Annotated in this window: 25 protein-coding genes; 22 read left to right on the forward strand and 3 right to left on the reverse strand. The window is 52.0% G+C overall.

The window, feature by feature from the left end:
* Nucleotides 1–8 precede the first annotated feature (8 nt).
* From GTN70_10180 to GTN70_10275, 20 genes are all read left to right on the forward strand, one after another.
* Complete coding sequence (locus tag GTN70_10180) at nt 9–545, forward strand: hypothetical protein (protein NIO17338.1); 537 nt, start codon at nt 9–11, stop codon at nt 543–545.
* Nucleotides 523–1,563 (forward strand): UDP-3-O-(3-hydroxymyristoyl)glucosamine N-acyltransferase, encoded by a 1,041-nt coding sequence (gene lpxD / locus GTN70_10185; protein NIO17339.1) that lies wholly within the window; start codon nt 523–525, stop codon nt 1,561–1,563. Before GTN70_10180 ends, lpxD begins: the two co-directional genes overlap by 23 nt.
* 6 nt (nt 1,564–1,569) lie before the next feature.
* A complete protein-coding gene (gene fabZ, locus GTN70_10190) occupies nt 1,570–2,019 on the forward strand; it encodes a 3-hydroxyacyl-ACP dehydratase FabZ (protein ID NIO17340.1) in 450 nt (149 codons plus the stop codon).
* Entirely contained in the window at nt 2,009–2,791 is a 783-nt protein-coding gene (gene lpxA / locus GTN70_10195; protein ID NIO17341.1) for an acyl-ACP--UDP-N-acetylglucosamine O-acyltransferase, read from the forward strand. The genes fabZ and lpxA overlap by 11 nt, the downstream gene beginning before the upstream one ends.
* Nucleotides 2,788–3,708 (forward strand): Gfo/Idh/MocA family oxidoreductase, encoded by a 921-nt coding sequence (locus tag GTN70_10200; protein ID NIO17342.1) that lies wholly within the window; start codon nt 2,788–2,790, stop codon nt 3,706–3,708. The genes lpxA and GTN70_10200 overlap by 4 nt, the downstream gene beginning before the upstream one ends.
* 7 nt (nt 3,709–3,715) lie before the next feature.
* Nucleotides 3,716–4,873, forward strand: a complete 1,158-nt coding sequence (gene lpxB / locus GTN70_10205; GenBank protein ID NIO17343.1) for a lipid-A-disaccharide synthase — start codon at nt 3,716–3,718, stop codon at nt 4,871–4,873.
* Nucleotides 4,870–6,636, forward strand: a complete 1,767-nt coding sequence (locus tag GTN70_10210; protein NIO17344.1) for an ATP-binding cassette domain-containing protein — start codon at nt 4,870–4,872, stop codon at nt 6,634–6,636. Before lpxB ends, GTN70_10210 begins: the two co-directional genes overlap by 4 nt.
* 32 nt (nt 6,637–6,668) lie before the next feature.
* Nucleotides 6,669–7,955 carry a 3-deoxy-D-manno-octulosonic acid transferase gene (locus GTN70_10215; GenBank protein ID NIO17345.1) on the forward strand — a complete coding sequence of 429 codons (1,287 nt, stop codon included), beginning with the start codon at nt 6,669–6,671 and terminating at the stop codon, nt 7,953–7,955.
* Between the two features lie 14 nt (nt 7,956–7,969).
* Nucleotides 7,970–8,947 carry a tetraacyldisaccharide 4'-kinase gene (lpxK, locus tag GTN70_10220; GenBank protein ID NIO17346.1) on the forward strand — a complete coding sequence of 326 codons (978 nt, stop codon included), beginning with the start codon at nt 7,970–7,972 and terminating at the stop codon, nt 8,945–8,947.
* The gene (locus GTN70_10225; protein ID NIO17347.1) at nt 8,944–9,837 is read left to right on the forward strand and encodes a hypothetical protein; all 894 of its coding nucleotides are present in this window, start codon (nt 8,944–8,946) and stop codon (nt 9,835–9,837) included. Before lpxK ends, GTN70_10225 begins: the two co-directional genes overlap by 4 nt.
* Nucleotides 9,827–10,444 (forward strand): HAD-IIIA family hydrolase, encoded by a 618-nt coding sequence (locus GTN70_10230; protein ID NIO17348.1) that lies wholly within the window; start codon nt 9,827–9,829, stop codon nt 10,442–10,444. Before GTN70_10225 ends, GTN70_10230 begins: the two co-directional genes overlap by 11 nt.
* 48 nt (nt 10,445–10,492) lie before the next feature.
* Nucleotides 10,493–11,176, forward strand: a complete 684-nt coding sequence (locus GTN70_10235; GenBank protein NIO17349.1) for a DUF3108 domain-containing protein — start codon at nt 10,493–10,495, stop codon at nt 11,174–11,176.
* Complete coding sequence (locus tag GTN70_10240; protein NIO17350.1) at nt 11,169–11,354, forward strand: Trm112 family protein; 186 nt, start codon at nt 11,169–11,171, stop codon at nt 11,352–11,354. The genes GTN70_10235 and GTN70_10240 overlap by 8 nt, the downstream gene beginning before the upstream one ends.
* Complete coding sequence (gene rfaE1, locus GTN70_10245) at nt 11,341–12,342, forward strand: D-glycero-beta-D-manno-heptose-7-phosphate kinase (protein ID NIO17351.1); 1,002 nt, start codon at nt 11,341–11,343, stop codon at nt 12,340–12,342. Before GTN70_10240 ends, rfaE1 begins: the two co-directional genes overlap by 14 nt.
* A gap of 17 nt (nt 12,343–12,359) precedes the next feature.
* The gene (locus GTN70_10250) at nt 12,360–12,923 is read left to right on the forward strand and encodes a DUF4416 family protein (GenBank protein NIO17352.1); all 564 of its coding nucleotides are present in this window, start codon (nt 12,360–12,362) and stop codon (nt 12,921–12,923) included.
* Nucleotides 12,907–13,788, forward strand: coding sequence for a YicC family protein (locus GTN70_10255; protein NIO17353.1), 882 nt, complete (start codon nt 12,907–12,909; stop codon nt 13,786–13,788). Before GTN70_10250 ends, GTN70_10255 begins: the two co-directional genes overlap by 17 nt.
* Nucleotides 13,789–13,797: 9 nt before the next feature.
* Nucleotides 13,798–14,412 carry a guanylate kinase gene (locus GTN70_10260; protein ID NIO17354.1) on the forward strand — a complete coding sequence of 205 codons (615 nt, stop codon included), beginning with the start codon at nt 13,798–13,800 and terminating at the stop codon, nt 14,410–14,412.
* A gap of 3 nt (nt 14,413–14,415) precedes the next feature.
* Entirely contained in the window at nt 14,416–14,613 is a 198-nt protein-coding gene (locus GTN70_10265) for a DNA-directed RNA polymerase subunit omega (protein NIO17355.1), read from the forward strand.
* Between the two features lie 31 nt (nt 14,614–14,644).
* Nucleotides 14,645–16,792, forward strand: coding sequence for a RelA/SpoT family protein (locus GTN70_10270; GenBank protein NIO17356.1), 2,148 nt, complete (start codon nt 14,645–14,647; stop codon nt 16,790–16,792).
* 19 nt (nt 16,793–16,811) lie between these two features.
* A complete protein-coding gene (locus GTN70_10275) occupies nt 16,812–17,210 on the forward strand; it encodes a hypothetical protein (GenBank protein ID NIO17357.1) in 399 nt (132 codons plus the stop codon).
* 23 nt (nt 17,211–17,233) lie between these two features.
* Here the strand turns inward: GTN70_10275 and rpmB are convergent, their stop codons facing one another.
* The 3 genes from rpmB to GTN70_10290 all read right to left on the reverse strand — a co-directional run bounded on the left by rpmB (nt 17,234) and on the right by GTN70_10290 (nt 19,254).
* Nucleotides 17,234–17,422, reverse strand: coding sequence for a 50S ribosomal protein L28 (rpmB, locus tag GTN70_10280; GenBank protein ID NIO17358.1), 189 nt, complete (start codon nt 17,420–17,422; stop codon nt 17,234–17,236).
* 136 nt (nt 17,423–17,558) lie between these two features.
* Nucleotides 17,559–18,215: a phosphoribosylglycinamide formyltransferase gene (locus GTN70_10285; GenBank protein NIO17359.1), complete on the reverse strand. Its 657-nt coding sequence runs from the start codon at nt 18,213–18,215 to the stop codon at nt 17,559–17,561.
* Nucleotides 18,216–18,219: 4 nt separating this feature from the next.
* Nucleotides 18,220–19,254 (reverse strand): phosphoribosylformylglycinamidine cyclo-ligase, encoded by a 1,035-nt coding sequence (locus GTN70_10290; protein NIO17360.1) that lies wholly within the window; start codon nt 19,252–19,254, stop codon nt 18,220–18,222.
* An 87-nt stretch (nt 19,255–19,341) separates the two neighbouring features.
* Here GTN70_10290 and GTN70_10295 point away from each other — a divergent pair, with 87 nt between their 5' ends.
* Entirely contained in the window at nt 19,342–20,088 is a 747-nt protein-coding gene (locus GTN70_10295; GenBank protein ID NIO17361.1) for a hypothetical protein, read from the forward strand.
* Complete coding sequence (locus tag GTN70_10300) at nt 20,081–20,818, forward strand: hypothetical protein (GenBank protein ID NIO17362.1); 738 nt, start codon at nt 20,081–20,083, stop codon at nt 20,816–20,818. Before GTN70_10295 ends, GTN70_10300 begins: the two co-directional genes overlap by 8 nt.

The following is a 20,818-nucleotide window of genomic DNA, read 5'->3' on the forward strand; positions in this document are numbered from 1 at the left end:
AGGCTGTTATGTTGAAAAAATGTCTGCTGATGCTTGCGGCGATGCTTTTTGCTTCCGTCGCGCTATCCAATGCGGATGAGATTAAAATCGCGATTATCGACGTGAATAAAGTGCTGAACGAATCAAAAGAGGGCACTGAAGCAAAGGAGAAGATGAAGACCAGATACGATGAGTTACAGAAACGATTGAGCAACAAGCAGGAAGAATTGAAAACCATGCGTGATGACCTGGAGAATCAGAAAATTATTCTCGGGAAAGAGAAGATCAAGGAGAAGGAAGAAGAGATGGAAAAGGAGATGGTTGAATTCAGGAAAGTCGTTGCAGAGTCGGAGAAGGAGATGAGGGATACGGAATCTGCCTACACCCAGGAGATCCTCAAAAAGATAAAGGCAACCGTCGATGTCCTTGCAAAGGAGAAGGGGTTCAATCTGGTAGTAGACAGAAGCGGAGGGGTTGTGTATGCAGATGAGGGACTCGACATAACCAGCACGATAATTGAAACGCTCAACAAGGAGTATGAAAGTGCCAAAAATAAGAGCGAGTGATCTTGCCGGAAAGCTCGGGTGTAAAGTAATCGGAGATGGGGGTGCGGTCATCACAGGGGCTGCGTCGATTGAAAAGGCCGGAAAGGGCGACCTGACGTTTTTTGCGAGCGCCAAGTTCAGAAAAGCGCTCTCCACCACCGCTGCAAGCGCCATTGTTTCCCGGGAGGACCCCGGCAGAGGGGACATCGCGGTCATACTCTCTGAAAATCCCGCGTACGATTTTGCGAGGGCGCTGTGGATACTTTATCCTGCTAAGGGTCGGGAACCATCGATCTCCCCCCTGGCCGCAGTTCACGAAGAATCGATGATTTCTGAATTTGCCACCGTCATGCCATTCTGCTGTGTGGAAAGGGGCGTGACGGTGGACAAAAACGCGGTCATTTATCCGGGTGTTTACCTCGGGGAGGGTGTCCACGTAGGGGAGAACACGATCCTTTACCCCTCCGTTACGGTCTATCATGGGTGCAGGATTGGAAAAAACGTTATCATCCATGCCGGAGCGGTTATCGGCGGGGATGGGTTCGGTTTTGCGCGCCACGGTGGCGGGTACCTGAAAATACCGCAGATTGGGAACGTGGTGATCGAAGACGATGTGGAGATCGGGTGCAATGCGACAGTCGACAGGGCAGCCCTGGGGGAAACGAGGATAAAGAGAGGGACGAAGCTGGATAATCTCGTGCAGGTAGGGCACAATGTGGAAATAGGAGAGGATTGCATAATTGCCTCCCAATCGGGCATTTCCGGAAGCGTGAAAATCGGCGATTGGGTCATGCTGGGCGGTCAGACGGGTGTGGCCGACCACCTGGAAATCGATTCGGGGATTATGGTGGGCGCAAAATCGGGTATTCCCTGGTCCCTGTCGGCAAAAAAGAGCACGGGATGGTCCGGGATACCCGCTCTTCCGCATAAAAAATGGCTTCGCACCGCTGTCTCGATGGAAAAGATTCCCGACATGCTGAAAAAAATCAACAGGCTCGAGGAAGAACTCGAGAAGCTAAAAAGCGAGAAGGGAGGCTAGGGAAAGATGCTGAAAATAGATGATATCTTGAAGATAATCCCCCACCGGTTTCCCTTTGTGCTCGTTGACAGGATAATCGAACTGGAAAAGGGGAAACGTATCGTCGGTATAAAGAATGTAACGGCGAATGAGGGTTTTTTCGTCGGCCATTTTCCCGACATGGCGGTTATGCCGGGGGTGCTGATAGTAGAGGCGATGGCACAGACCGGCGTGGTACTCAACCTCTATCAGGATGAGTCTCCGCAGGACAAGCTCGTCCTCTTTGCCGGAATCGATAACTGCAAGTTCAAAAAGCCGGTGGTGCCCGGTGACCAGTTGAGATTGGAACTGGAGATTACGGCGAGAAAAGGGCCTATCTGGAGAATGAGCGGGAAGGCTCTGGTCGATGGAGTCGTCGTAGCCCATGCGGATCTCACCGCTGCCGTGACGGATAGGAGAAAAAGGGATGATACATGAGACGGCGATAATAGATCCCTCGGCCACAATCGGTGAAGGTGTCTCGATCGGTCCGTATGCCGTGATTGGGTCGAACTGCACCATCGGGGAGGGGACGTCACTGGGCGCTCACGTCGTGATCGACAGGGACTGCATCATCGGGAGAGAAAACAGGATCTATTCGCATGCTGCTGTCGGGGGGGATCCCCAGGATTTGAAATATGCCGGAGAGACGACAACCTGCATCATCGGCGATGGAAACACCGTCAGGGAGTATGTGACCATAAACAGAGGGACTGCAGAAGGCGGAGGGAAAACGGTCGTGGGAGACAACAATCTTCTCATGGCCTATTCCCATATCGCCCACGACTGCATACTCGGGAACTCGGTTATTCTGGCAAACGCGGCAACCCTCGGTGGGCACGTGGAAATTCATGACTACGTGGTGGTCGGAGGGCTTACGGGAATACATCAATTTGTCAGAATCGGTGCGCACGCAATCGTGGGGGCCCTGTCGGGAGTGGGAAGAGACATCCCGCCTTTTGTCACTGCGGCGCTTTCGAGGGGTCAGAAAAGGAGCATCTTCGGCATCAACCTGGTTGGTCTGAAGAGAAGGGGGTTTTCAAAGGATACGATAGAGAGGATACGGAAAGCGGTCAAGCTGGTAAACAGCGTCGAATATACGGTTTCTAAACTGATAGAGATATTTGAGACAGAATTTTCAGATTCCGAGGAAGTGATGTACATGGCGGAATTTTTCAAAGGCACGAAGAGGGGTGTGAAGCGGTTGTGATTCGGGTCGGAGTCATAGGTACCGGGCATCTCGGGACTTTTCATGCACAAAAGTACGCAGAACTCGACGGGGTCGAGCTCGCTGGCGTATGTGATATCGACGAAAAGAAGGGCATTGCGGTGGCCAGAGACGCGGGCGTTGCCTTTTTTCGCGATTACCGGAAGCTGGCCCGGATAGTCGATGCCCTTTCAATTGCCGTTCCCACGGCGAGGCACTATGAGATTTCACGATTCTGCCTAGGGCTCGGGAAGCACATTCTGGTCGAAAAGCCCATAACGGAGAAGGTGTGGCAGGCCGAGCGGCTGATCGAACTGGCAGAAAAGAGAAACGTGATACTTCAGGTAGGACATCTCGAGCGCTTTAACCCTGCATTGAAAAAAATTTCCAGATATGTAAAAAAACCGGGCTTCATCGAGGCAGAGAGAATTTCACCCTTTACCGACAGGAGCACCGATATCGATGTCGTTCTGGATCTCATGATTCACGATATCGATCTCATCCTCTATTTCGTCAACAGCACCATCGTCAGGGTGAATGCCATCGGGGTCCCGGTTATGTCTGACAAGGTGGACATCGCAAATGCCCGGGTCCTTTTCAAGACGGGTTGTGTGGCGAACATTACCGCTTCCCGGGTTTCCATGAACCGGGCGCGAAAAATAAGAATATTTCAGGAGGATGGCTACTTCTCGATAGATTTTATCAACAGAAACATCAAAGTTGTAAGGATGATTCCCTCTCCTGACGGGACGGGAAGAGAGTTGACGGGTGAGTTGCTCGAGACGGAACAGGGCGATCCACTCCTTGAGGAAATAGGGGAGTATATCTCATCTGTCCGGTCGGGAAAGAGACCCCGGGTTTCGGGATATGAGGGGCTGGAAGCCCTCAAGGCCGCCTATAAAATAATCGATAAGATCTGAGCAATCCGTGCAGGCAAGCGCAGAGAAAAAGGAAAAGAGGGTTCTCGTAATCGCCGGAGAGGCCTCGGGAGACAATTACGGCTCCCGGTTGATACGCGAGCTGAAAAGCATCTCCCCCGAAAGAGAAATATGGGCAATCGGCGGTGACCATATGGAGAGAGAGGGAGCCCGGCTGATATCTCACTACTCGGCAATTTCCGTTGTCGGGCTCGTCGAGGTTGCCGGCAGGCTCCCCCGCATAACGGCTTTGCTCAAGGAGGTCAAGGGCCTGATAAGGAGGGGTGAAGTGCAATGCCTGGTCCTCATAGACTTCCCCGATTTCAACTTCATAGTGGGTAAATATGCAAAAAAACATGGCATCCCCGTAATTTACTACGTTCCCCCCCAGCTCTGGGCCTGGCGGGAAGGAAGGGCGAAGATTCTGAAAGCCATATCGACCCATGTCATCGTGCCTTTCCCCTTCGAGGTAGATTTCTTCCGAGGCCACCGGTTGGATGTTCAATACTACGGGCATCCCCTTCTCGAGATATTACGGGATGAGGGGGTGAACACCGAGAGGACTGAATCTGCGGAAGCGAAGGAAGGGGGGAGGATTCGAGTCGGCATCTTCCCCGGAAGCAGGGAGGCTGAGGTGGAACGCATGCTCCCCCTGCAGATGGAAGCAGCGGCTATCCTGAAAGACAGGCACGGTGACATCGGCTTCTTTCTCCCTCTGGCAAACAGCTCCCTTCGCCGTAATATCGAGAGGATAGTCGGCGACTTCCGCCAGGATGTAGTCATACGTGAAAAGAAAAATTACGAGATTTTTCATGAAATTGACCTTGCGATTGCATCATCCGGGACGGTTACTCTCGAGCTGGCGATATTCGGCGTGCCGACAGTAATAATTTACAAGGTTTCCCCGCTGACATATATTATAGGGAAAATGCTCGTTAAAATTGACAGAATAGGTCTTCCCAATATCGTGACGGGGGAGAAGATCTTTCCGGAATTCGTCCAGAACGATGCGACCCCGTTGAACATAGCCGACGGGATTGACGCTTTTCTCGGCGATGCGTCTCTCGTGGAAAGGGTCAGGGAGAAGAGCAGGGAGCTCATGGTCACCCTTTGCGGGGATGGACCATCGAAAAGGGTGGCGGACCTCGTGGAGAAGGAGCTGAAATGATAAAAGAACTCTTACAGCTCTACAGAAGGATTCTCACATTCGTCAGGCCCTATTATGGCAGGCTGGTTGCCGCCACGCTTTGCATGGTCGTCGTCTCTGCTTTTTCAGGGGTAATTGCCTTTCTCGTCAAGCCCGTGCTCGACGATATCTTCATCAACAAGGACGCCTCCAAACTCTTCCTTATGCCCTTGCTTGTTGCGGTCATTTTTCTCCTGAAAGGATTTTTTGATTTCGCCCAGGCATACCTCATGGCCTGGGTGGGGCAGAGAGTTATCAGGGACATCCGAGACTTGCTCTATTCCCATCTCCAAACGCTGTCCCTCTCCTTTTTCATCAACAATCCCACGGGCGTTTTAATGGCGAGAATTACAAACGACGTAAGCCTGATGCAAAATGCCGTTTCAAACGCCCTTACCGGGATAATCAAGGACTTTTTTGCAGTAATTTTTCTGATCGGGGTCATATTTTACCGGGATTCCAAACTCGCCGTCGTTGCCATGGTACTTTTTCCCCTTGCTTTTCTCCCGATACTGAAGTTCAGCAAAAAGATGCGCCAGACTTCCGGAAGATCCCAGCAGATTCTCGGAACGCTCAGCAGCAAGCTGCAGGAGACGATATCGGGCGCAAAACTGATCAAGGCCTTCGGGACGGAAAATTTTGAGATAGAGCAATTTAAGCAGGAAAACGAGAATCTCTTTCGCCAGACCATGAAGCTTTTCAAGGTCCAGGCGCTTTCATCACCGATTTCGGAGATTTTTGCGGGGTTCGGCGCAGCTGCGGTTATCCTTTATGGCGGAATGAGCGTCATCAACGGGGTGAGCACGCCGGGGAACTTCTTTTCGTTTATCACCGCCCTCTTTATGCTCTACGAACCGGTAAAGAGGCTGAGCAGGGTGAACAACATCATTCAACAGGGTTTCGCAGGCGCCACGAGGGTTTTCGAGCTTCTCGACTCGACCCCGGAGGTCAAGGAAGACCCGGGCGCGAAGCCTCTCCCCCTCTTTCAAAAGAATATCGTTTTCGAGGATGTGCACTTCAGATACAACTCCGATAGCGAATATGTTTTAAAGGGAGCAAATCTCGACATCAGAAGGGGGGAGACCGTTGCAATCATCGGTTCAAGCGGGGCAGGAAAATCCACCCTCGTAGATCTCGTCCCCCGCTTTTACGATGTGAGCAAAGGGAATATTCTTATCGATGGGGAGGACATACGGAATGTGACGATCGACTCCCTGAGGGGCCAGATAGGGATCGTAAGCCAGCATACGATACTCTTTAACGAGACGATTCAGTACAATATATCCTACGGGTCTCCCGATGCGGGGATGGAGAGAATCATCGATGCTGCAAAAGCGGCAAATGCACACGATTTCATCGTTAAATTCCCCGAAGGTTACGCCACTTCCGTGGGGGAGATGGGCATGCGGCTGTCGGGAGGGGAACGGCAGAGGATCGCTATTGCAAGGGCCCTTTTGAGAGATTCCCCCATTCTCATCCTCGATGAGGCTACATCGGCGCTCGACAGCGAGTCAGAGGCTGTTGTTCAGGAGGCCCTCGAGAGACTCATGAGCGGCAGGACGGTATTTGTCATCGCTCACCGGCTGTCGACGATAAAAAATGCAGACCTGATACTCGTAATTGAAGGGGGAGAGATTTCGGAACAGGGTACCCACGACAGACTCATGAGTTTTGACTCGAGGTACAAGTACTTTTATGAAAAACAGTTCAAGAGAAAAGATAAGAAGGCCACCGTGCGGGGATAGAACCAAGCCTGCTCAGGGTCAGAAAAGGTACCATGCTCTCTATCTATAACTTTATTGTGCTCCTCCTTCTGCCGCTCATCGCCCTTTTTTACCTTCCGCTGTTTTTGATGAAAGACAAGCACAGAAAAAATTTTTTTTTGCGTTTGCGGATTCCACGTGTCCACGGGGAGCGTGATGGCAGGGAGGTGGAAAATATCTGGGTCCACGCCGTCAGCGTGGGTGAAGTCTTAGCTTCGATTCCCCTCGTAAAGGGCCTGAAGAGGGTTTCTCCCGGAGCGAAGATATTTCTTTCCACCATCACCGTTACAGGACATTCCGTGGCGCAATCGAAGGCAAGTAGCCTGGTGGATGGAGTATTTTATTTGCCCTTCGACCTATACCCGGTCATATCGAAAACGGTGACGAATGTATCGCCGAACCTTCTCATTATCATGGAAACGGAAATATGGCCCAACCTTATCGCTGCCGCGAAGGATGCGGGAGCTTTCGTGGCCATCGTAAACGGGAGGATATCGGACAGGTCGTTTCCCAAGTATCGGCGTTTTAGGTTTTTCTTCAAAAGGGTCCTTGAAATGGTCGATCTCTTTCTGATGCAGTCCTCTCTCAGCCGCGAGAGAATCATCGGCATCGGTGCGAGCCCGGACAGGGTCCATGTCATGAAAAATCTCAAATATGACATAGAGAATATCGAGACAGAACACGTGAGGAACTTACGGGACGCGATCAGGTATGTGGCGCAGGGGAGGAAGATAATCGTCTGTGGCAGCACCCATGAAGGGGAAGAACGGCTCATCATCGAATCCCTGTCGGAAGAGATCGGGCGCGTCCTGCTGGTCATCGCCCCGAGGCATCCGGAGCGATTTGATAAAGTAGCGGAAATCGTATCGGAGAGCGGCATTCGCTTCGTCAGGAGAAGCGAGATGGATAAGGGTTCGACAAGCGGGGATGCTGACATCGACCTGGTCATTTTGGACACGCTGGGTGAGCTTTCGGGGATATACGACATTGCGGATATCGTCATCGTCGGAGGCAGCTTCGTCGAAATTGGAGGCCACAATGTGCTCGAGCCGGCTTCTCATGGTATACCTGTAATAACAGGCATTTATTATAGTAATTTTAAGGATATAGTTGAAGAAATGGATGCTGAGAGTGCCATCATCATTGCCGGGGGGCCGGGGGCTTTACGCGAGAAAGTCTTGGCCTTGCTGAAGGATGAAAACATGGCGGGGTCGATCGGCAGCCGCGGCCGGAATCTTGTAGAAAATTACCGGGGACTCGGGATCCGGGTGGCCTCTGAGCTGGTGGGCAGAATAAAATAAAAAAATGGTAGGACATGCTGTTTCTCTATAACACCCTCGTGAGAGAGTTGACGGAACGGGGAGTGTTTAAAAAATTTGTTCCTTCCCATCCCGTTCTGTCCGTTGGCAACATCAGCTTCGGCGGCACGGGGAAGACCCCTCACGTGATCTGTATGGCAAACTACCTGATCGATAGGGGAAAGAGGGTCTGTGTGCTCACGAGGGGATACAAGCGCAAGGGCGCCGGTTACCGGTTCTTCAGGCAGGGCGAGGTACCCGAGTCGGTGGAAGCGGTGGGGGACGAGCCGTTCCTGCTGAAGAAGAGGGTTCCCGGCATAACGATGTGTGTGGGTGAGAGCAGGCACGAAAGCATGGATCGAGTGTTACGTGAAGAAGAGGTAGACCTTTTTTTACTGGATGATGGTTTTCAGCAGTTCCGCCTGGCCAAATCCTTCGATGCCGTTTTGCTGCGTTACCGTGAACTGGCTGCGCTCGACATTCGGGCAAAGCACTTCATGATGAGGGAATCACCCCTGTCTCTGCGCCACGCGGATTTCATCGTGATCACGAAGGTACCCGCCCCGTTTGAGTGTCAAAATCTGGATTTTCCCGGTTCGCGATACCTCGGTGAGGTGGAAAGGGCCTACACGCGCTACCGGGTCTCCTGCGTATCGACCAACGCGGGCAATGGAGCACAAGATTGGAAGGGAGTGGACTATTTCCTTTTTGGGGGAGTGGCGGATTTTTCCGGCCTTCTCGATACGGCTCGGGAGCACGGCATAGTGGTTGGCGGATTCCTCCCCCTTCCAGATCACGTCGATTATTCCGAGAGGACAATGGAAAGGATCAGGCATCTCTCCCGCGGGAGAACCCTGCTCACATCGGAAAAGGATATCGTCAAGCTCCCCTATGAGAGGTTCGGAGAAATTCACTCGATCTCAGTCGATGTGGAGTTTTTGCGGGGAAAGGAGCAATTTCTGGGCAGGGTCCTTGCGGCTGCGGAGGGAGTATGAACGCGCTTTTTTTCAGGAGGGTGATATCTTTGCTCGAAAGGATACCCCTGTCTCTGCTCATGCCGTTTTTTGAGACCCTCGGGTTGGTGTACTGTCTTTTCGACGGGAAACACAGGAAGATCGCGAAGATCAACCTTGACATCGCTTTTCCCGAAATGGAAGAGGAAAAGAAAAACATGATCATCAGGAACAGTTACAAAAATCTCTCGAGGATGGCTGCAGAGGTTATAAAAATCGGTCATCTTGACGATGAGTATTTGCGTGAGAACGTCATTTTCGAGGGATTGGAAAATATTCTCGGCCCCCACGGGGAGGGTACGGGAGTGTTCGCCGTTACGGCTCATTACGGCAACTGGGAGCTCATGGCTTCAACCTTCGGGAAGGTGGTAGCGAACATAGACGTGATCGTCAGGCCCCAGAGGGAAAGCTTCATTAACGACTATGTAAACAAAAAGCGGGAGCTCTTCGGCAACAGTGTCATCGTAAAGTTCGAATCGGCGCGGGAGGTAATCAGGAGAGTAAAAGGGGGGAGAATAATCGGCGTCCTCATGGACCAGGATACTCATTTGCACAGGGGGATCTTCGTGAACTTTTTCGGCCTGCCCGCATGCACCCTCGATGCTATCCCGAGAATAGCATTTGCCACGGGGGCGAAAATGGTTCCCGTTTTTCCTTTCAGGGACCCGCGGAATAAGTTTCGCCATACGGTGAGGTTTTATCCCCCCGTCAACCCCGATACTGAAGATCGAGATGACTTCGTTCGTCTCTCTCTGCAGAACATAAATGCGAAATTCGAGGAGATAATAGCGAAAGGACCTGATCACTGGCTCTGGTTACACAGGCGGTGGAGGACACGTCCCCCCGGCGAAGAGGCGATTTATGATATTTAGGGTAAATATCAAGATGAAAGAGCCCGATGGGATCGCTTTCATAGATCGGGACGGAACCCTCATTGAGGACAGCGGGTACCTGTCCGATCCTGCCGAAATAAGGGAAATAGGGGATTCTGTCTCATCGATCGCCGGGCTGAAAGAGTCGGGCTTTGCGATCTTCATAATCTCCAATCAGGCAGGGCTTGCAAAGGGGATTATCAAGATGGAGGAATTTTTGCGGGTAAAAAGAAGGTTCGAGGAGATGTTCGATCCGTTTATGGAGATATTCGACGGGGTGTTTTATTGTCCCCATCATGTTGAAGGAACCGTCGAGGATCTCCGCGGAAGCTGCGCGTGCAGAAAACCAGGCACCATGATGCTTGAGACTGCGCTCGGATTTTTGAAAAGCCTGCCACCTTCCGATAGAGTTTTTACTGTGGGTGACAAGACAATAGATATAATGGTGGGCAAGAAAAAGGGGTTCAGGACGATTCTCGTCGAGACGGGATATGGAAGGGGAGACAAAGACAAGATAACGGATCCGGATATGTTTCCAGATTTTATTGCGAGAGACTTTGACGAGGCGGTTTCAATCATGACAGAAAGGCTCTGTGGCGCGCCATGACGAAAAAGATAATTTTGATAACAGCTTTGGTTCTTGGCCTGACTTCCTTTGCGGTGGCGGGGCTTCTCGACGACGACCCGTTTCTTTCGGGNNNNCGGCATAAAGGCGGGATACGCGGAGTTCTCATATCTTGGCGAGGAGAGGGAGGGAGACAGGCTTTTTTATCGCATTCACGCGAAGCTGTGGACAACGGGCCTCGTTAAGGTATTCAAGCAGATTATCGATGAGTTTGATTATTTCGTCGACGCAGAGAGCCTCCTTCCCTATAAAGTTATCGTGAACCAGAAGGAATCTGACAGGATCGTGGAGAAGATAGTGTATTATGACCAGGAAAAGGGTATACTCGAACACTTCGATCTCGAGGGAAAGAAGATCAAGGAGTTTGTCGCAGTTCCGCAGATATTCGAGCCCATTACGGTGGCCTATTTCTTAAGGACCCGGGAGCTCACGGAGGAGCCGGAAAACATCAACGTCTACGGGGGGAGGAAGGTTTATACGATCGATGTGAAGCTGCTGGGAAACCGCAAGGTGCAAACCGAAATAGGCGTTTTCGACACGCTGGAGATAAAGCCGGTCGTGAAATATGAGGGGAAGGTGATGGGGGACAGGGAGGTGACGGCCTGGCTCATAAACGACGGGACAAACATTCCGCTGCTGGTCCATGCGAAGATCAAAGTAGGAACCCTCACGGGAGAACTGAAAAAGATAGGCAGGGGAAGAAGAGATGGATGAAAAACTGCTCCGCTTTCTTGCATGTCCCGCCTGCAAGGGTGACGTTACCCCTTCTGCAGGAGAAGAGTTTCTCGTCTGCAGAGACTGCAAGCTGAAATATCCCGTGATTGAAGGCATCCCCGTGATGCTCGTCGATGAGGCGCATCCCCTCGTGGAGGAGGAAGATGGACAAGGGTAAGCTTTACGAATACGTAGAAAGGTTCCAGGGGAAGAAAGCATTGATCCTCGGTGACATCATGCTCGACGAGTACGTCTGGGGACTGGTTGACCGCATTTCCCCGGAGGCCCCCGTACCTGTGGTAAAGATCGAGCGGGAAACACGAACCGCGGGTGGGGCCGGCAACGTGGCGTTGAATGTAAAAATGCTGGGCATGGAAGCCGTTCTTGCGGGGACGGTAGGTGAGGATTACCACGGGGGGGTCATAAAGAAGATCTTGAAGAAAAACGGAATTGACCAGACGGCGATATGCTCAGTCAAGAACCTGAGGACCGTGGTAAAAACCCGGGTTGTTGCCCACAGCCAGCAGATGGTCAGGATGGACAGGGAGAACTCTTTCGACCTCCCGGGAGGCGTAAAAAAAGAGCTCATTCGCAAGCTCGAGAAATGTATCCCGGAAGTGGATTTTGTGATAGTGTCGGATTACAACAAGGGTGCTGTCAGCGAGGAGGTATTCGGCGCCCTGATCGAGCGTTCCAGGGAGAAGGGAAAAAATGTCGTCGTGGACCCGAAGAAGAGGAATGTGGCTTTTTACCGGGGATGCACGGTAATCAAGCCGAACAGGAAAGAGGCAGAATTCTTTGCCGGGATCGACGTGCTGAATGAAGCAGACCTCATAAGGGCCGGAAAGAGGATAATGAGCAAAACGGCGGCCTCAGCCGTTCTCATCTCGCGGGGCGCGGAGGGAATGACCCTGATACAGAAAAGAGGAAAGAAGCCCCTCTATATTCCGGCCATTGCCCGGGAAGTGTACGATGTAACCGGCGCAGGAGACACGGTTGTCAGCGTATTTTCGGCAATCCTTTCAGCGGGGGGCGGATATGAGGATTCGGCCCTGGTTGCCAACATTGCTGCAGCAGTTGTCGTGGGCGAGGTTGGAACCTCTCCGATTACCAGAGAGAAGCTGATAAAGGCAATCAAGAGGTATGACGCCGGGAATTTGAGCTAGCCGGTGCGGAGGCGAGGGTGAGTTTCCCGAGGAATCCTCTACCCTGCAAATTGATAACAGGCCTGATTTTTTCACCCCGTGCCGATATCGACGCTATCCTGGACGGGATCGCTGAAAAACTGGGAATCATAGAGACACGGTCAAAAAGATTTTCCTTCGACCAGACCGGTTACTACACCGAAGAAATGGGAAGGGGGCTCGAGAGGATGTTTGTCGTGTGCAACGGTCTGCACAGAAGGGGACTTTTGGTTGATGCGAAACTGACAAGCTACGAGCTTGAAAAGGAACATTCTCAAGGTGGCCGGAGGTCTGTGAACATCGACCCAGGCATCGTATCACTGGAAAACCTTGTTCTGGCCACCTTTAAAAATTACTATCACCGGATCTACATCGGCAAAGGAGTGTACGGTGAGGTAACCCTCTATTACATGAAGGGGAAGTTCAGGGAGTTGCCGTGGACCTATCCCGATTACAGGGACGAGGGGGTGAAGGACTTTTTTCTTTCTGTGCGGGAAACCCTGTATCAACAAACTATAGAGAAGGGAATGCGATATGGTAATGAGTATGACGGGTTTCGGTAGGAGCACCAGGTCATCTGGTGATATTCTTGTGACCGTTGAGGTGAGAACGTTGAACCACCGGTACCTGGAAGTGGGCGTTCGGCTTGCCTCGAGCTATTACTTCATGGAGCCCCTGATACGGGATGTGGTGCGCTCGCGCATAAGCAGGGGAAAAGCTGATGTGACGGTGACGGTAAAAGACGGGAGGGAGAGGACGAAAAAGTTAACCGTCAACGAATCACTGCTCGCCGGATACCTCGAAGTGGAAAGAGAGCTGCGCGATACGTTCGGGCTTGCCGGATCTCTCGGGGTGGAGAAGGCAATGTCCATAAACGGGATAGTATCCGTTGAGGAGATAGAGCCCGGGGAGGACCCGGTCACCGAACTTGTCCTGTCTGCAGCTGGCGAGGCGATGGACGGCGTGTGCCGGATGAGGGGAAAAGAGGGGAAATCGATCGAGAAGCATTTACGGAGCGCCACGAGAACCCTTTCGTCTCTCAACAAAAAAATAGAGCGACACTCGGAAGGGGACAAGAAGGTTATGGGCGAAAAGCTGAAGGAGCGAATAAGAGAGTTCATGGAGGAAGGTGAGGCAACTGCCGAAAGTTTTCACGAGAGGCTTTCCCTCGAGATCGCCATCCTCGCAGACAGGCTCGATATCTCTGAGGAAGTCAAGCGGATCGGGTCTCATCTCCTCCAGTTTCAGGAAAACCTCAGTTCGAAGACATCCGGGGTGGGCAGGAAACTCGACTTTATCATCCAGGAGCTGAACAGGGAGTTCAATACGATCAGCTCCAAATCGCAGAGTACAAAGATCCCTGCACTCGTCATAGAGGCAAAGGCACAGATAGAGAAGATGAGGGAACAGGTTCAGAACGTAGAGTGAGGAGTTTTTATGAAGAAGGGCAACCTATTCGTCCTGTCGGCGCCTTCGGGGACGGGAAAAACGACTGTTTGCCGGAACCTTGCGAAGAGAGTAGAAAACTTAATTCTTTCGATATCCTATACGACGCGGCCGATGAAAGAAGGAGAAAAGGACGGGGTAGATTACCATTTCGTCGATGAAAAAACCTTCGCGGAAATGGTCCAGGCAAGAGATTTCCTGGAATGGGCCAATATTTACGGTTATCGGTACGGCACATCCAGGAAGGCGGTGGAGGAATGCCTGGGTTCGGGGACAGACTTTTTGCTCGAAATAGATGTCCAGGGGGGGATGAACGTCAAAGAGGCAATGCCCGAAGCGGTTCTCATAGCACTTTTTCCTCCCGACAGGGAAACTCTCTACGAGAGGTTGCGGGGGAGGAAGAGAGAAGCCGAGCGGGAGATAGAGGAGAGAGTCCGTGAAGCGATGCGGGAGCTCGTCATCTTGAAAGATTATGACTATTTTGTAATCAACAGGGACCTTGAAAAAGCCATAAAAGATGTTATTCTAATCATTGAGAGCCAGAACTTAAGGGTTGACAGGAACAGGGAGTTTCTAGAAAAATTAGTTTTGCAATTCAGGAGGTAGTCAATGGCAAGAGTGACCGTCGAAGATTGCCTGGAAAAAGTCCCGTGCCACTTTGAACTGGCAATTCTCGCGTCTAAAAGGGCAAAGGGCATTATTTCCGGCGAGAAACCCCTCATCGAGACCGGGGATAAAAAGGAAAAACCCGTCGTTGTGGCTCTGCGGGAGATTGCGGAAGGAGAGGTGGAAAAAAAGGCTGAATAGACTTTTTCCTGCCTGGATTGCCTGATAAAGTATGATCCGTCTTACGGATATCGTTGATAAAGTCCTTTCCTACAATCCAGATTCCGATCTGGACCTGATACATAAAGCGTACGTATTTTCAGCAAAAATACATCACGGACAGATCAGAAAGTCGGGAGAGCCCTACCTCGTTCATCCCCTGGAGGTTGCGGGGATACTGGCAGGCCTCGGGCTTGACGATGAGACTATCGCGACGGGATTTCTCCACGATGTGGTGGAAGACACTCATGTCGATATCGATGAGATCAGGGAGCACTTTGGCGATCAGGTTGCTTTCCTCGTTGACGGGGTTTCAAAGCTGAGCAAAGTAACGGTCGTTGACGTAGCCAGGCAGAAAGCAGAGAGTTTCAGGAAAATGATCGTCGCGATAGCCCGCGACCCCAGGGTTATCCTCATCAAACTCGCCGATCGACTCCATAACATGAGGACACTCAGCCACCTCTCGCCGGACAAGCAGTATCATATTTCGAAAGAGACACTCGACATTTACGCTCCTATTGCAAACAGGCTTGGTTTGGGCGGCATGAAGGACGAGCTCGAAGACCTCTGCCTGAAATACCTTTTCCCGGAACGTTTCGAGGATTTGCGGAACAAGCTCGAAGAAAAGGTGAGCCTGCGGGAGAAGTATATCGAAAGTGTCATAGCCATATTCAAGGGGAATCTCTCTGAGTTCGGTGTGGAGGCCGATATTTCAGGGAGGGTAAAGAGTCTCTACAGCATATTCAAGAAAATGGAAGGGCAAAACATCGATTTTGACCATATATATGACATCGTTGCCTTCAGGATAATCGTGGGAACGATCAAGGAGTGCTACGAATCGCTCGGGGTCGTTCACAGCGCATGGAAACCGGTTCCGGGAAGGTTCAAGGACTACATAGCGATGCCGAAGGCAAACCGTTACCAGTCTCTTCACACCACGGTGATAGGACCCGATGCCGAGATGATGGAGGTCCAGATAAGAACGGAAGAGATGCACAAAATAGCCGAATTCGGTGTGGCGGCGCACTGGTTGTACAAGGAAGCAGGGGAAACCGACGTCCGGGATGAGAAATCCTTCAACTGGCTGCGGCACATCGTCGAATTCCAGAGAGAGGTCAAGGATTCTGCGGAGTTCATCAACGGGGTAAAGGGGGAGCTCTTTCCCGACGAGGTGCTCGTTTTTACCCCCAAAGGAGATGTTATCGAGCTGCCCCGGGGGGCCTGCCCGATTGATTTCGCGTATTCGATCCACACGGAGGTGGGAAACCGCTGCGTGGGGGCAAAGGTAAACGGGAGGATGGTGGCACTGAAATACGAGCTGAGAAACGGAGACATGGTCGAAATCATAACGAATCCGAACCACCACCCATCCAAAGACTGGCTGAAGATAGCGAAAACGAACAAGGCCATTTCCAGGATAAGGGCCTACGTCAGATCCCAGGAAAGCCAGAAGTCGATCGAAGTGGGAAGGCACCTCGTCGAGAAGGCGGTCAGGAAGCACGGGATGACACTCGGGAAACTGCAAAAGCGAGAGGAATTCGCAACGTTTCTCTCGGAGCATCGTTTCAAAACAGCCGATGATTATTTTGCATCGGTGGGCTATGGCAAGTTTCAAATTTCCCTCATGCTGAAGCACCTCTTCCCCGGCGAACAGGAAAAGGCGGCACCCAGGAAACCTTTGAAAGTGGGAGAGATTATCAAGAAGGTTTCGGGAAAGGATTACCAGCCGATAGTCGTCAAGGGAATCGACGATGTGCTGATAAGATTTGCAAAGTGCTGCAACCCGCTGCCCGGTGACCCCATCACGGGATTCGTTACGCGGGGCAGGGGCATTACGATTCACGAGGCCGATTGCCTGAAGATATTCGAGTCCGACCCGGCCAGGAGGGTCGAGGTAGCCTGGGACGCGGGATCGAGTGCAACGCGGCCGGGGAAAATCAAGGTCGTCTGCGTGGATAAGCCGGGGCTCCTGGCCGACATATCGAAGGCGATTACGGCGATGGATGTCGATATCCGGCGGGCGATGGTTGTTACCACGAAAGACGAGAGGGCCGTCTGCGATTTCGAAATAGCGGTCAAAGACGTAAGCCATCTCACCCGGGTTATCAAATCGATTAACAAGATCAACAACGTAATCAGCGTTGTCAGGGTCAAGCATTGAACAGAGATGGAGGATGATGGTGCGCAGGACTGTTTACACCCGCAACGCTCCGAAGGCAATCGGGCCTTATTCACAGGCCGTGGTCAGCGGCGATCTGATCTTTCTTTCGGGACAGATCGCTCTCGACCCGGAAACGGGAGCTCTTACCGGCGATGACGTGTCCAGCCAGACAGAAAGGGTGATCGAGAATATCAGGGCGATCATCGAAGCTGCCGGCGGGTCACTCGCCGATGTCGTCAAAACCACCGTCTACATGGTTGACCTGGGGGAGTTTGCCGAGATGAACCGCGTATATGAAAAGTATTTCCTCGATGTTATGCCCGCCCGGGCGACGGTTCAAGTAGCTTCACTTCCAGCAGGTGCCCTCATTGAGATAGACGCTGTGGGGAGCCTTCCTCGAAACGCGGGGGAAAAATAGGTGATCCGTTTGCTGCCGGATCTCTATATGACCTTCTCAACGTGACCTGATCTGAGGCAGCGTGTGCAGATGTTTACCCTTTTGACGGAGCCCCCGACACGCACGTGGAGTTTTTTTACGTTTGGCCTGAATACCCTCTTTGTCTTGTTGTTTGCATGGGATACGTTGTTACCCGACATCGGCTTCTTCCCACATATGTCACACTTGGCCATGCTCTCCTCCACTGGGAAAAATAGAAAGGAAATTAAAACACAAAGCCGGTGAAGTTACAAGCCCAAAATCGCATACGGAATCGCCGGGGCAGGAAGGGATGCTGGCGCGCATCCGATGCTCGACGGGCAGAAAGATTCACGGCTCATAAGGGTTTATGCTGGCAAACTCCTCGATCCTCGCCCCATCCTTGAGAATCACTTTTCGCCCCCGTATCTCGAGGCGCCCCTCGAAGAAATACTTTATAGCCAGGGGGTAGATCCTGTGCTCCTGGGCAAGGGTTCTTCTGGCGAGAGTTTCCTCCGTGTCGTCGTCGTATACGGGAACGACGGCCTGTATTATCACCGGGCCCGTGTCGGTGCCCTCGCCTACGAAATGTACCGTGGCGCCGGAAAACTTTACTCCGTAATCGATGGCCTGCCTGTTCCCCCCTATCCCCGGGAATGAGGGCAGGAGGGCGGGATGTATGTTGATGATCCTGTTTTTGAACTCGTTGACGAAAAGGGGCGTCAGGACCCTCATGAATCCGGCCAGGCAAATCAGCTCGGCCCCCGTTTTCCTGATCCGCCTGATCAATTCTCTCTCAAAGTCCTCCCTTGAGGGAAACTTCCTGTGGTCAACGAAAGCGGTTGGTATGTCGTGGTTCCTGGCCCGGGTGAGACCGTGCACTCCCTCCCTGTTGCTTATCACCAGGGCAATTTTGCAGGGAATCTGACCGTTCTCGCAGGCGTCAATGATCGACTGGAGGTTTGTCCCACCACCCGATATCAGAACGACGATCTTGTGTTTCTTCATCCCATCAGAAAACAACCTCGACTTTTGGTTTTTTGCTCCTGCTCGTTTTCACCGTCCCGATTTCATGGAACGGGATACCGAGGTTTTTCAGTGCTTCCCGTGCGTCTTTTCTTCGCCGCTTACCCAGGACAAGAACCAGGCCGATCCCCATGTTGAAGGTGCCGAACATTTCTTTCCTCTCGATGTTCCCCATGGATTCGATCTCAGAGAATATCTGCGGGATCTGCCAGTTTTCTGCCTCAATCTCCGCCGTGAGCCCGTCTGGGAGTATCCTCCGGATGTTTTCGTAAAAGCCACCCCCCGTGATATGCGCCATGCCCCTGACGGGCACCCGTTCCAACAGCTGCAGCACGTCGCGGACGTATATCCTCGTCGGCTCCAGGAGAACTTTCCATACCGCTTTCCTCGTGCCCGGGTATCTGTCGTGGATGCTCAACTTGTTCTTTTCAAAGAGCACCTTCCGTATCAGGGAAAACCCGTTGCTGTGAAAACCGCTCGAGGGGATTCCGAAGATCGCGTCCCCCCCGGATATCTGTTTTCCCGTGATTAGAGCCTTTTTTTCCGCGATTCCCACGCAAAACCCGGCTATGTCGAAGTCTTTGTCCCCGTACATCGAGGGCATTTCCGCCGTCTCCCCCCCGATGAGGGCACACCCTGCCTCGATGCACCCCTTCGCAATCCCCCGGATTACGCGTGATGCCACGTTTGCGTCGAGCCTGCCCGTCGCGAAGTAATCCAGAAAGAAGAGGGGTTTTCCACCGTGGACAACGATATCGTTGACGCACATGGCGACCAGGTCGATCCCTATGGTGTCCACTTTTCCCGCGGCGACGGCGACTTTTAATTTCGTTCCCACACCATCGGTTGCCGCGAGGAAAACGGGACTGTCGTATCGACTGAGGTCGGGCCGGTAAAATGCCGAGAAGCCGCCGATATCCCCGATAGTCTCCCGGGAATGGGTTTTTTTGAGATGAGGGCTTATTTTTCTCAAGAGCCTGTCAGATTCGGCTATGTGAACGCCCGCTCTGGCGTAGGACAACTTTTGCTCTTGCTTTCCCATTGACATATCCTTATCTTCGTAATGATAGTATTACATAGTAAAAAAGGTAATGGATGTAAACGATAAATGTCCGGTCATTTTCAGCGAATAGCGCTTTTTGTTATTGCCGACGAGGTGCTGAAAGGTGAAGTGTCGGATCTGAACACGGGCTTTTTCATCGAAGAGCTCAATAAAATCGGTGTGGAGATGCTGATTGCCGCGGTCATCCCCGATAATGTGGCCGCCATTACGAGGTTTATCCGAACGGTCATAGATGAGGTGGATTACGTTATCCTCACGGGGGGAATCGGGCCAACGCCCGATGACGTCACCCGCGAGGCGGTGTCCGAGACTCTCGGCATCCCTCTGGTCACAGACCCGGATGCCGAGAAGATACTCGAAGAATATTACGGGGGAAAAGTGCACGGGGAGCGTCTCAGGATGGCCAGGGTTCCCGAAGGCTCGCTGCTTATTCCCAACCCGGTCTCAGGTGCCCCGGGATTCGTCATTGGAAAGGTGATGGTGTTTCCCGGTATTCCCAGCATGGTAAAGACGATGTTTCCCTTTGCAAAAAAGTATTTCAGGGATGTTGCCGTGAGAAGAGCCGTCTTCTATCTCAAGGCGGGGGAATCGTCATACTCGGATATAATGAGGGAGGTGGTGAAAAAATACAGCTCTCTTTCCGTAGGGTCCTATCCTACCGTTGATTCCGGCTACAGGGCGAGAATCGTTATCAGGGGCAAAGACCTTGATACGATAAAAGAGTGCGTGAATCATTTCGAAAACAGATTGAGCGAGAGAAATATAGATGTGCAGGAAAAATTCTTTGAATAAAGCGAATAGATTTTCCCTTTCGCTATACGTCATCCTCATCGCCATATTCGCCATTGTCTTTTTCCGACCGGAACTATACTCGGGTGAGGGTGGCGATATCACCCTGTTCTCTTACGCCGATATGAAAAAGGGGGATCTGGAGGTAAAGGGGCCCGCAAGAGCCGCAAAGCGTCATCCAACCGGTCGGACAGAACAGTGGGTGGAGATCGCAGTCGAACTCGGCAAGAAAGAGGAGCTCTATATCCTGAGAGATACAGACATAGATGCCAGGGGCAGGGCGGTACATTTTTCGGTGAAGGTCCGGGGCATCAACAAAGAGGGCAGGGATTACGATCTGGGCGAGGCGAAGTATCCCTTTTTCCTCCAGATGATCTTTGATACCGCGCCGGAGGGGCTTTCCCTGAAGAAAAAGCTTTCCCTCTGGTACAAATCCGTGAAGTCCGAGAAGATTCGGAACCGTCAGAACATCATCTATGCTTTCGGAAACAGGCTGCCGAAAGAGAGCATCGTAAATCCTTACCCGGGGAGTGCGATCATATCGATCGGGGATGACCGGGACGTGGACAGGGTCATTCACGTGACCAGAAGCCTCGATTACGACTATAAGCTCGCATTCGGTGAAGAGATGGAGGGAAAGCTGAAGAGAGTTGTTGTCGGCTTCGAAGGATATGGTGATGGTGGGGAAAGCCTTCCCGTCCTGGTGTCCCAAATCCTCCTCAAACGCAACTGA

This window comes from Deltaproteobacteria bacterium (assembly GCA_011773515.1).
Classification (GTDB): Bacteria; Desulfobacterota; Deferrimicrobia; order J040; family J040; genus WVXK01.

What these genes read in the sequence shown, in the direction of transcription:
- rpmB (NIO17358.1), bottom strand. Translation starts at nt 17,422, where the DNA reads ATGGCCAAGTGTGACATATGTGGGAAGAAGCCGATGTCGGGTAACAAC.
- GTN70_10210 (NIO17344.1), top strand. Translation starts at nt 4,870, where the DNA reads ATGATAAAAGAACTCTTACAGCTCTACAGAAGGATTCTCACATTCGTC.
- GTN70_10285 (NIO17359.1), bottom strand. Translation starts at nt 18,215, where the DNA reads ATGAAGAAACACAAGATCGTCGTTCTGATATCGGGTGGTGGGACAAAC.
- GTN70_10225 (NIO17347.1), top strand. Translation starts at nt 8,944, where the DNA reads ATGAACGCGCTTTTTTTCAGGAGGGTGATATCTTTGCTCGAAAGGATA.
- GTN70_10240 (NIO17350.1), top strand. Translation starts at nt 11,169, where the DNA reads ATGGATGAAAAACTGCTCCGCTTTCTTGCATGTCCCGCCTGCAAGGGT.
- lpxK (NIO17346.1), top strand. Translation starts at nt 7,970, where the DNA reads ATGCTGTTTCTCTATAACACCCTCGTGAGAGAGTTGACGGAACGGGGA.
- GTN70_10295 (NIO17361.1), top strand. Translation starts at nt 19,342, where the DNA reads ATGTCCGGTCATTTTCAGCGAATAGCGCTTTTTGTTATTGCCGACGAG.
- rfaE1 (NIO17351.1), top strand. Translation starts at nt 11,341, where the DNA reads ATGGACAAGGGTAAGCTTTACGAATACGTAGAAAGGTTCCAGGGGAAG.
- GTN70_10265 (NIO17355.1), top strand. Translation starts at nt 14,416, where the DNA reads ATGGCAAGAGTGACCGTCGAAGATTGCCTGGAAAAAGTCCCGTGCCAC.
- fabZ (NIO17340.1), top strand. Translation starts at nt 1,570, where the DNA reads ATGCTGAAAATAGATGATATCTTGAAGATAATCCCCCACCGGTTTCCC.
- GTN70_10215 (NIO17345.1), top strand. Translation starts at nt 6,669, where the DNA reads ATGCTCTCTATCTATAACTTTATTGTGCTCCTCCTTCTGCCGCTCATC.
- GTN70_10255 (NIO17353.1), top strand. Translation starts at nt 12,907, where the DNA reads ATGACGGGTTTCGGTAGGAGCACCAGGTCATCTGGTGATATTCTTGTG.
- GTN70_10270 (NIO17356.1), top strand. Translation starts at nt 14,645, where the DNA reads ATGATCCGTCTTACGGATATCGTTGATAAAGTCCTTTCCTACAATCCA.
- lpxA (NIO17341.1), top strand. Translation starts at nt 2,009, where the DNA reads ATGATACATGAGACGGCGATAATAGATCCCTCGGCCACAATCGGTGAA.
- GTN70_10180 (NIO17338.1), top strand. Translation starts at nt 9, where the DNA reads ATGTTGAAAAAATGTCTGCTGATGCTTGCGGCGATGCTTTTTGCTTCC.
- GTN70_10230 (NIO17348.1), top strand. Translation starts at nt 9,827, where the DNA reads ATGATATTTAGGGTAAATATCAAGATGAAAGAGCCCGATGGGATCGCT.
- GTN70_10260 (NIO17354.1), top strand. Translation starts at nt 13,798, where the DNA reads ATGAAGAAGGGCAACCTATTCGTCCTGTCGGCGCCTTCGGGGACGGGA.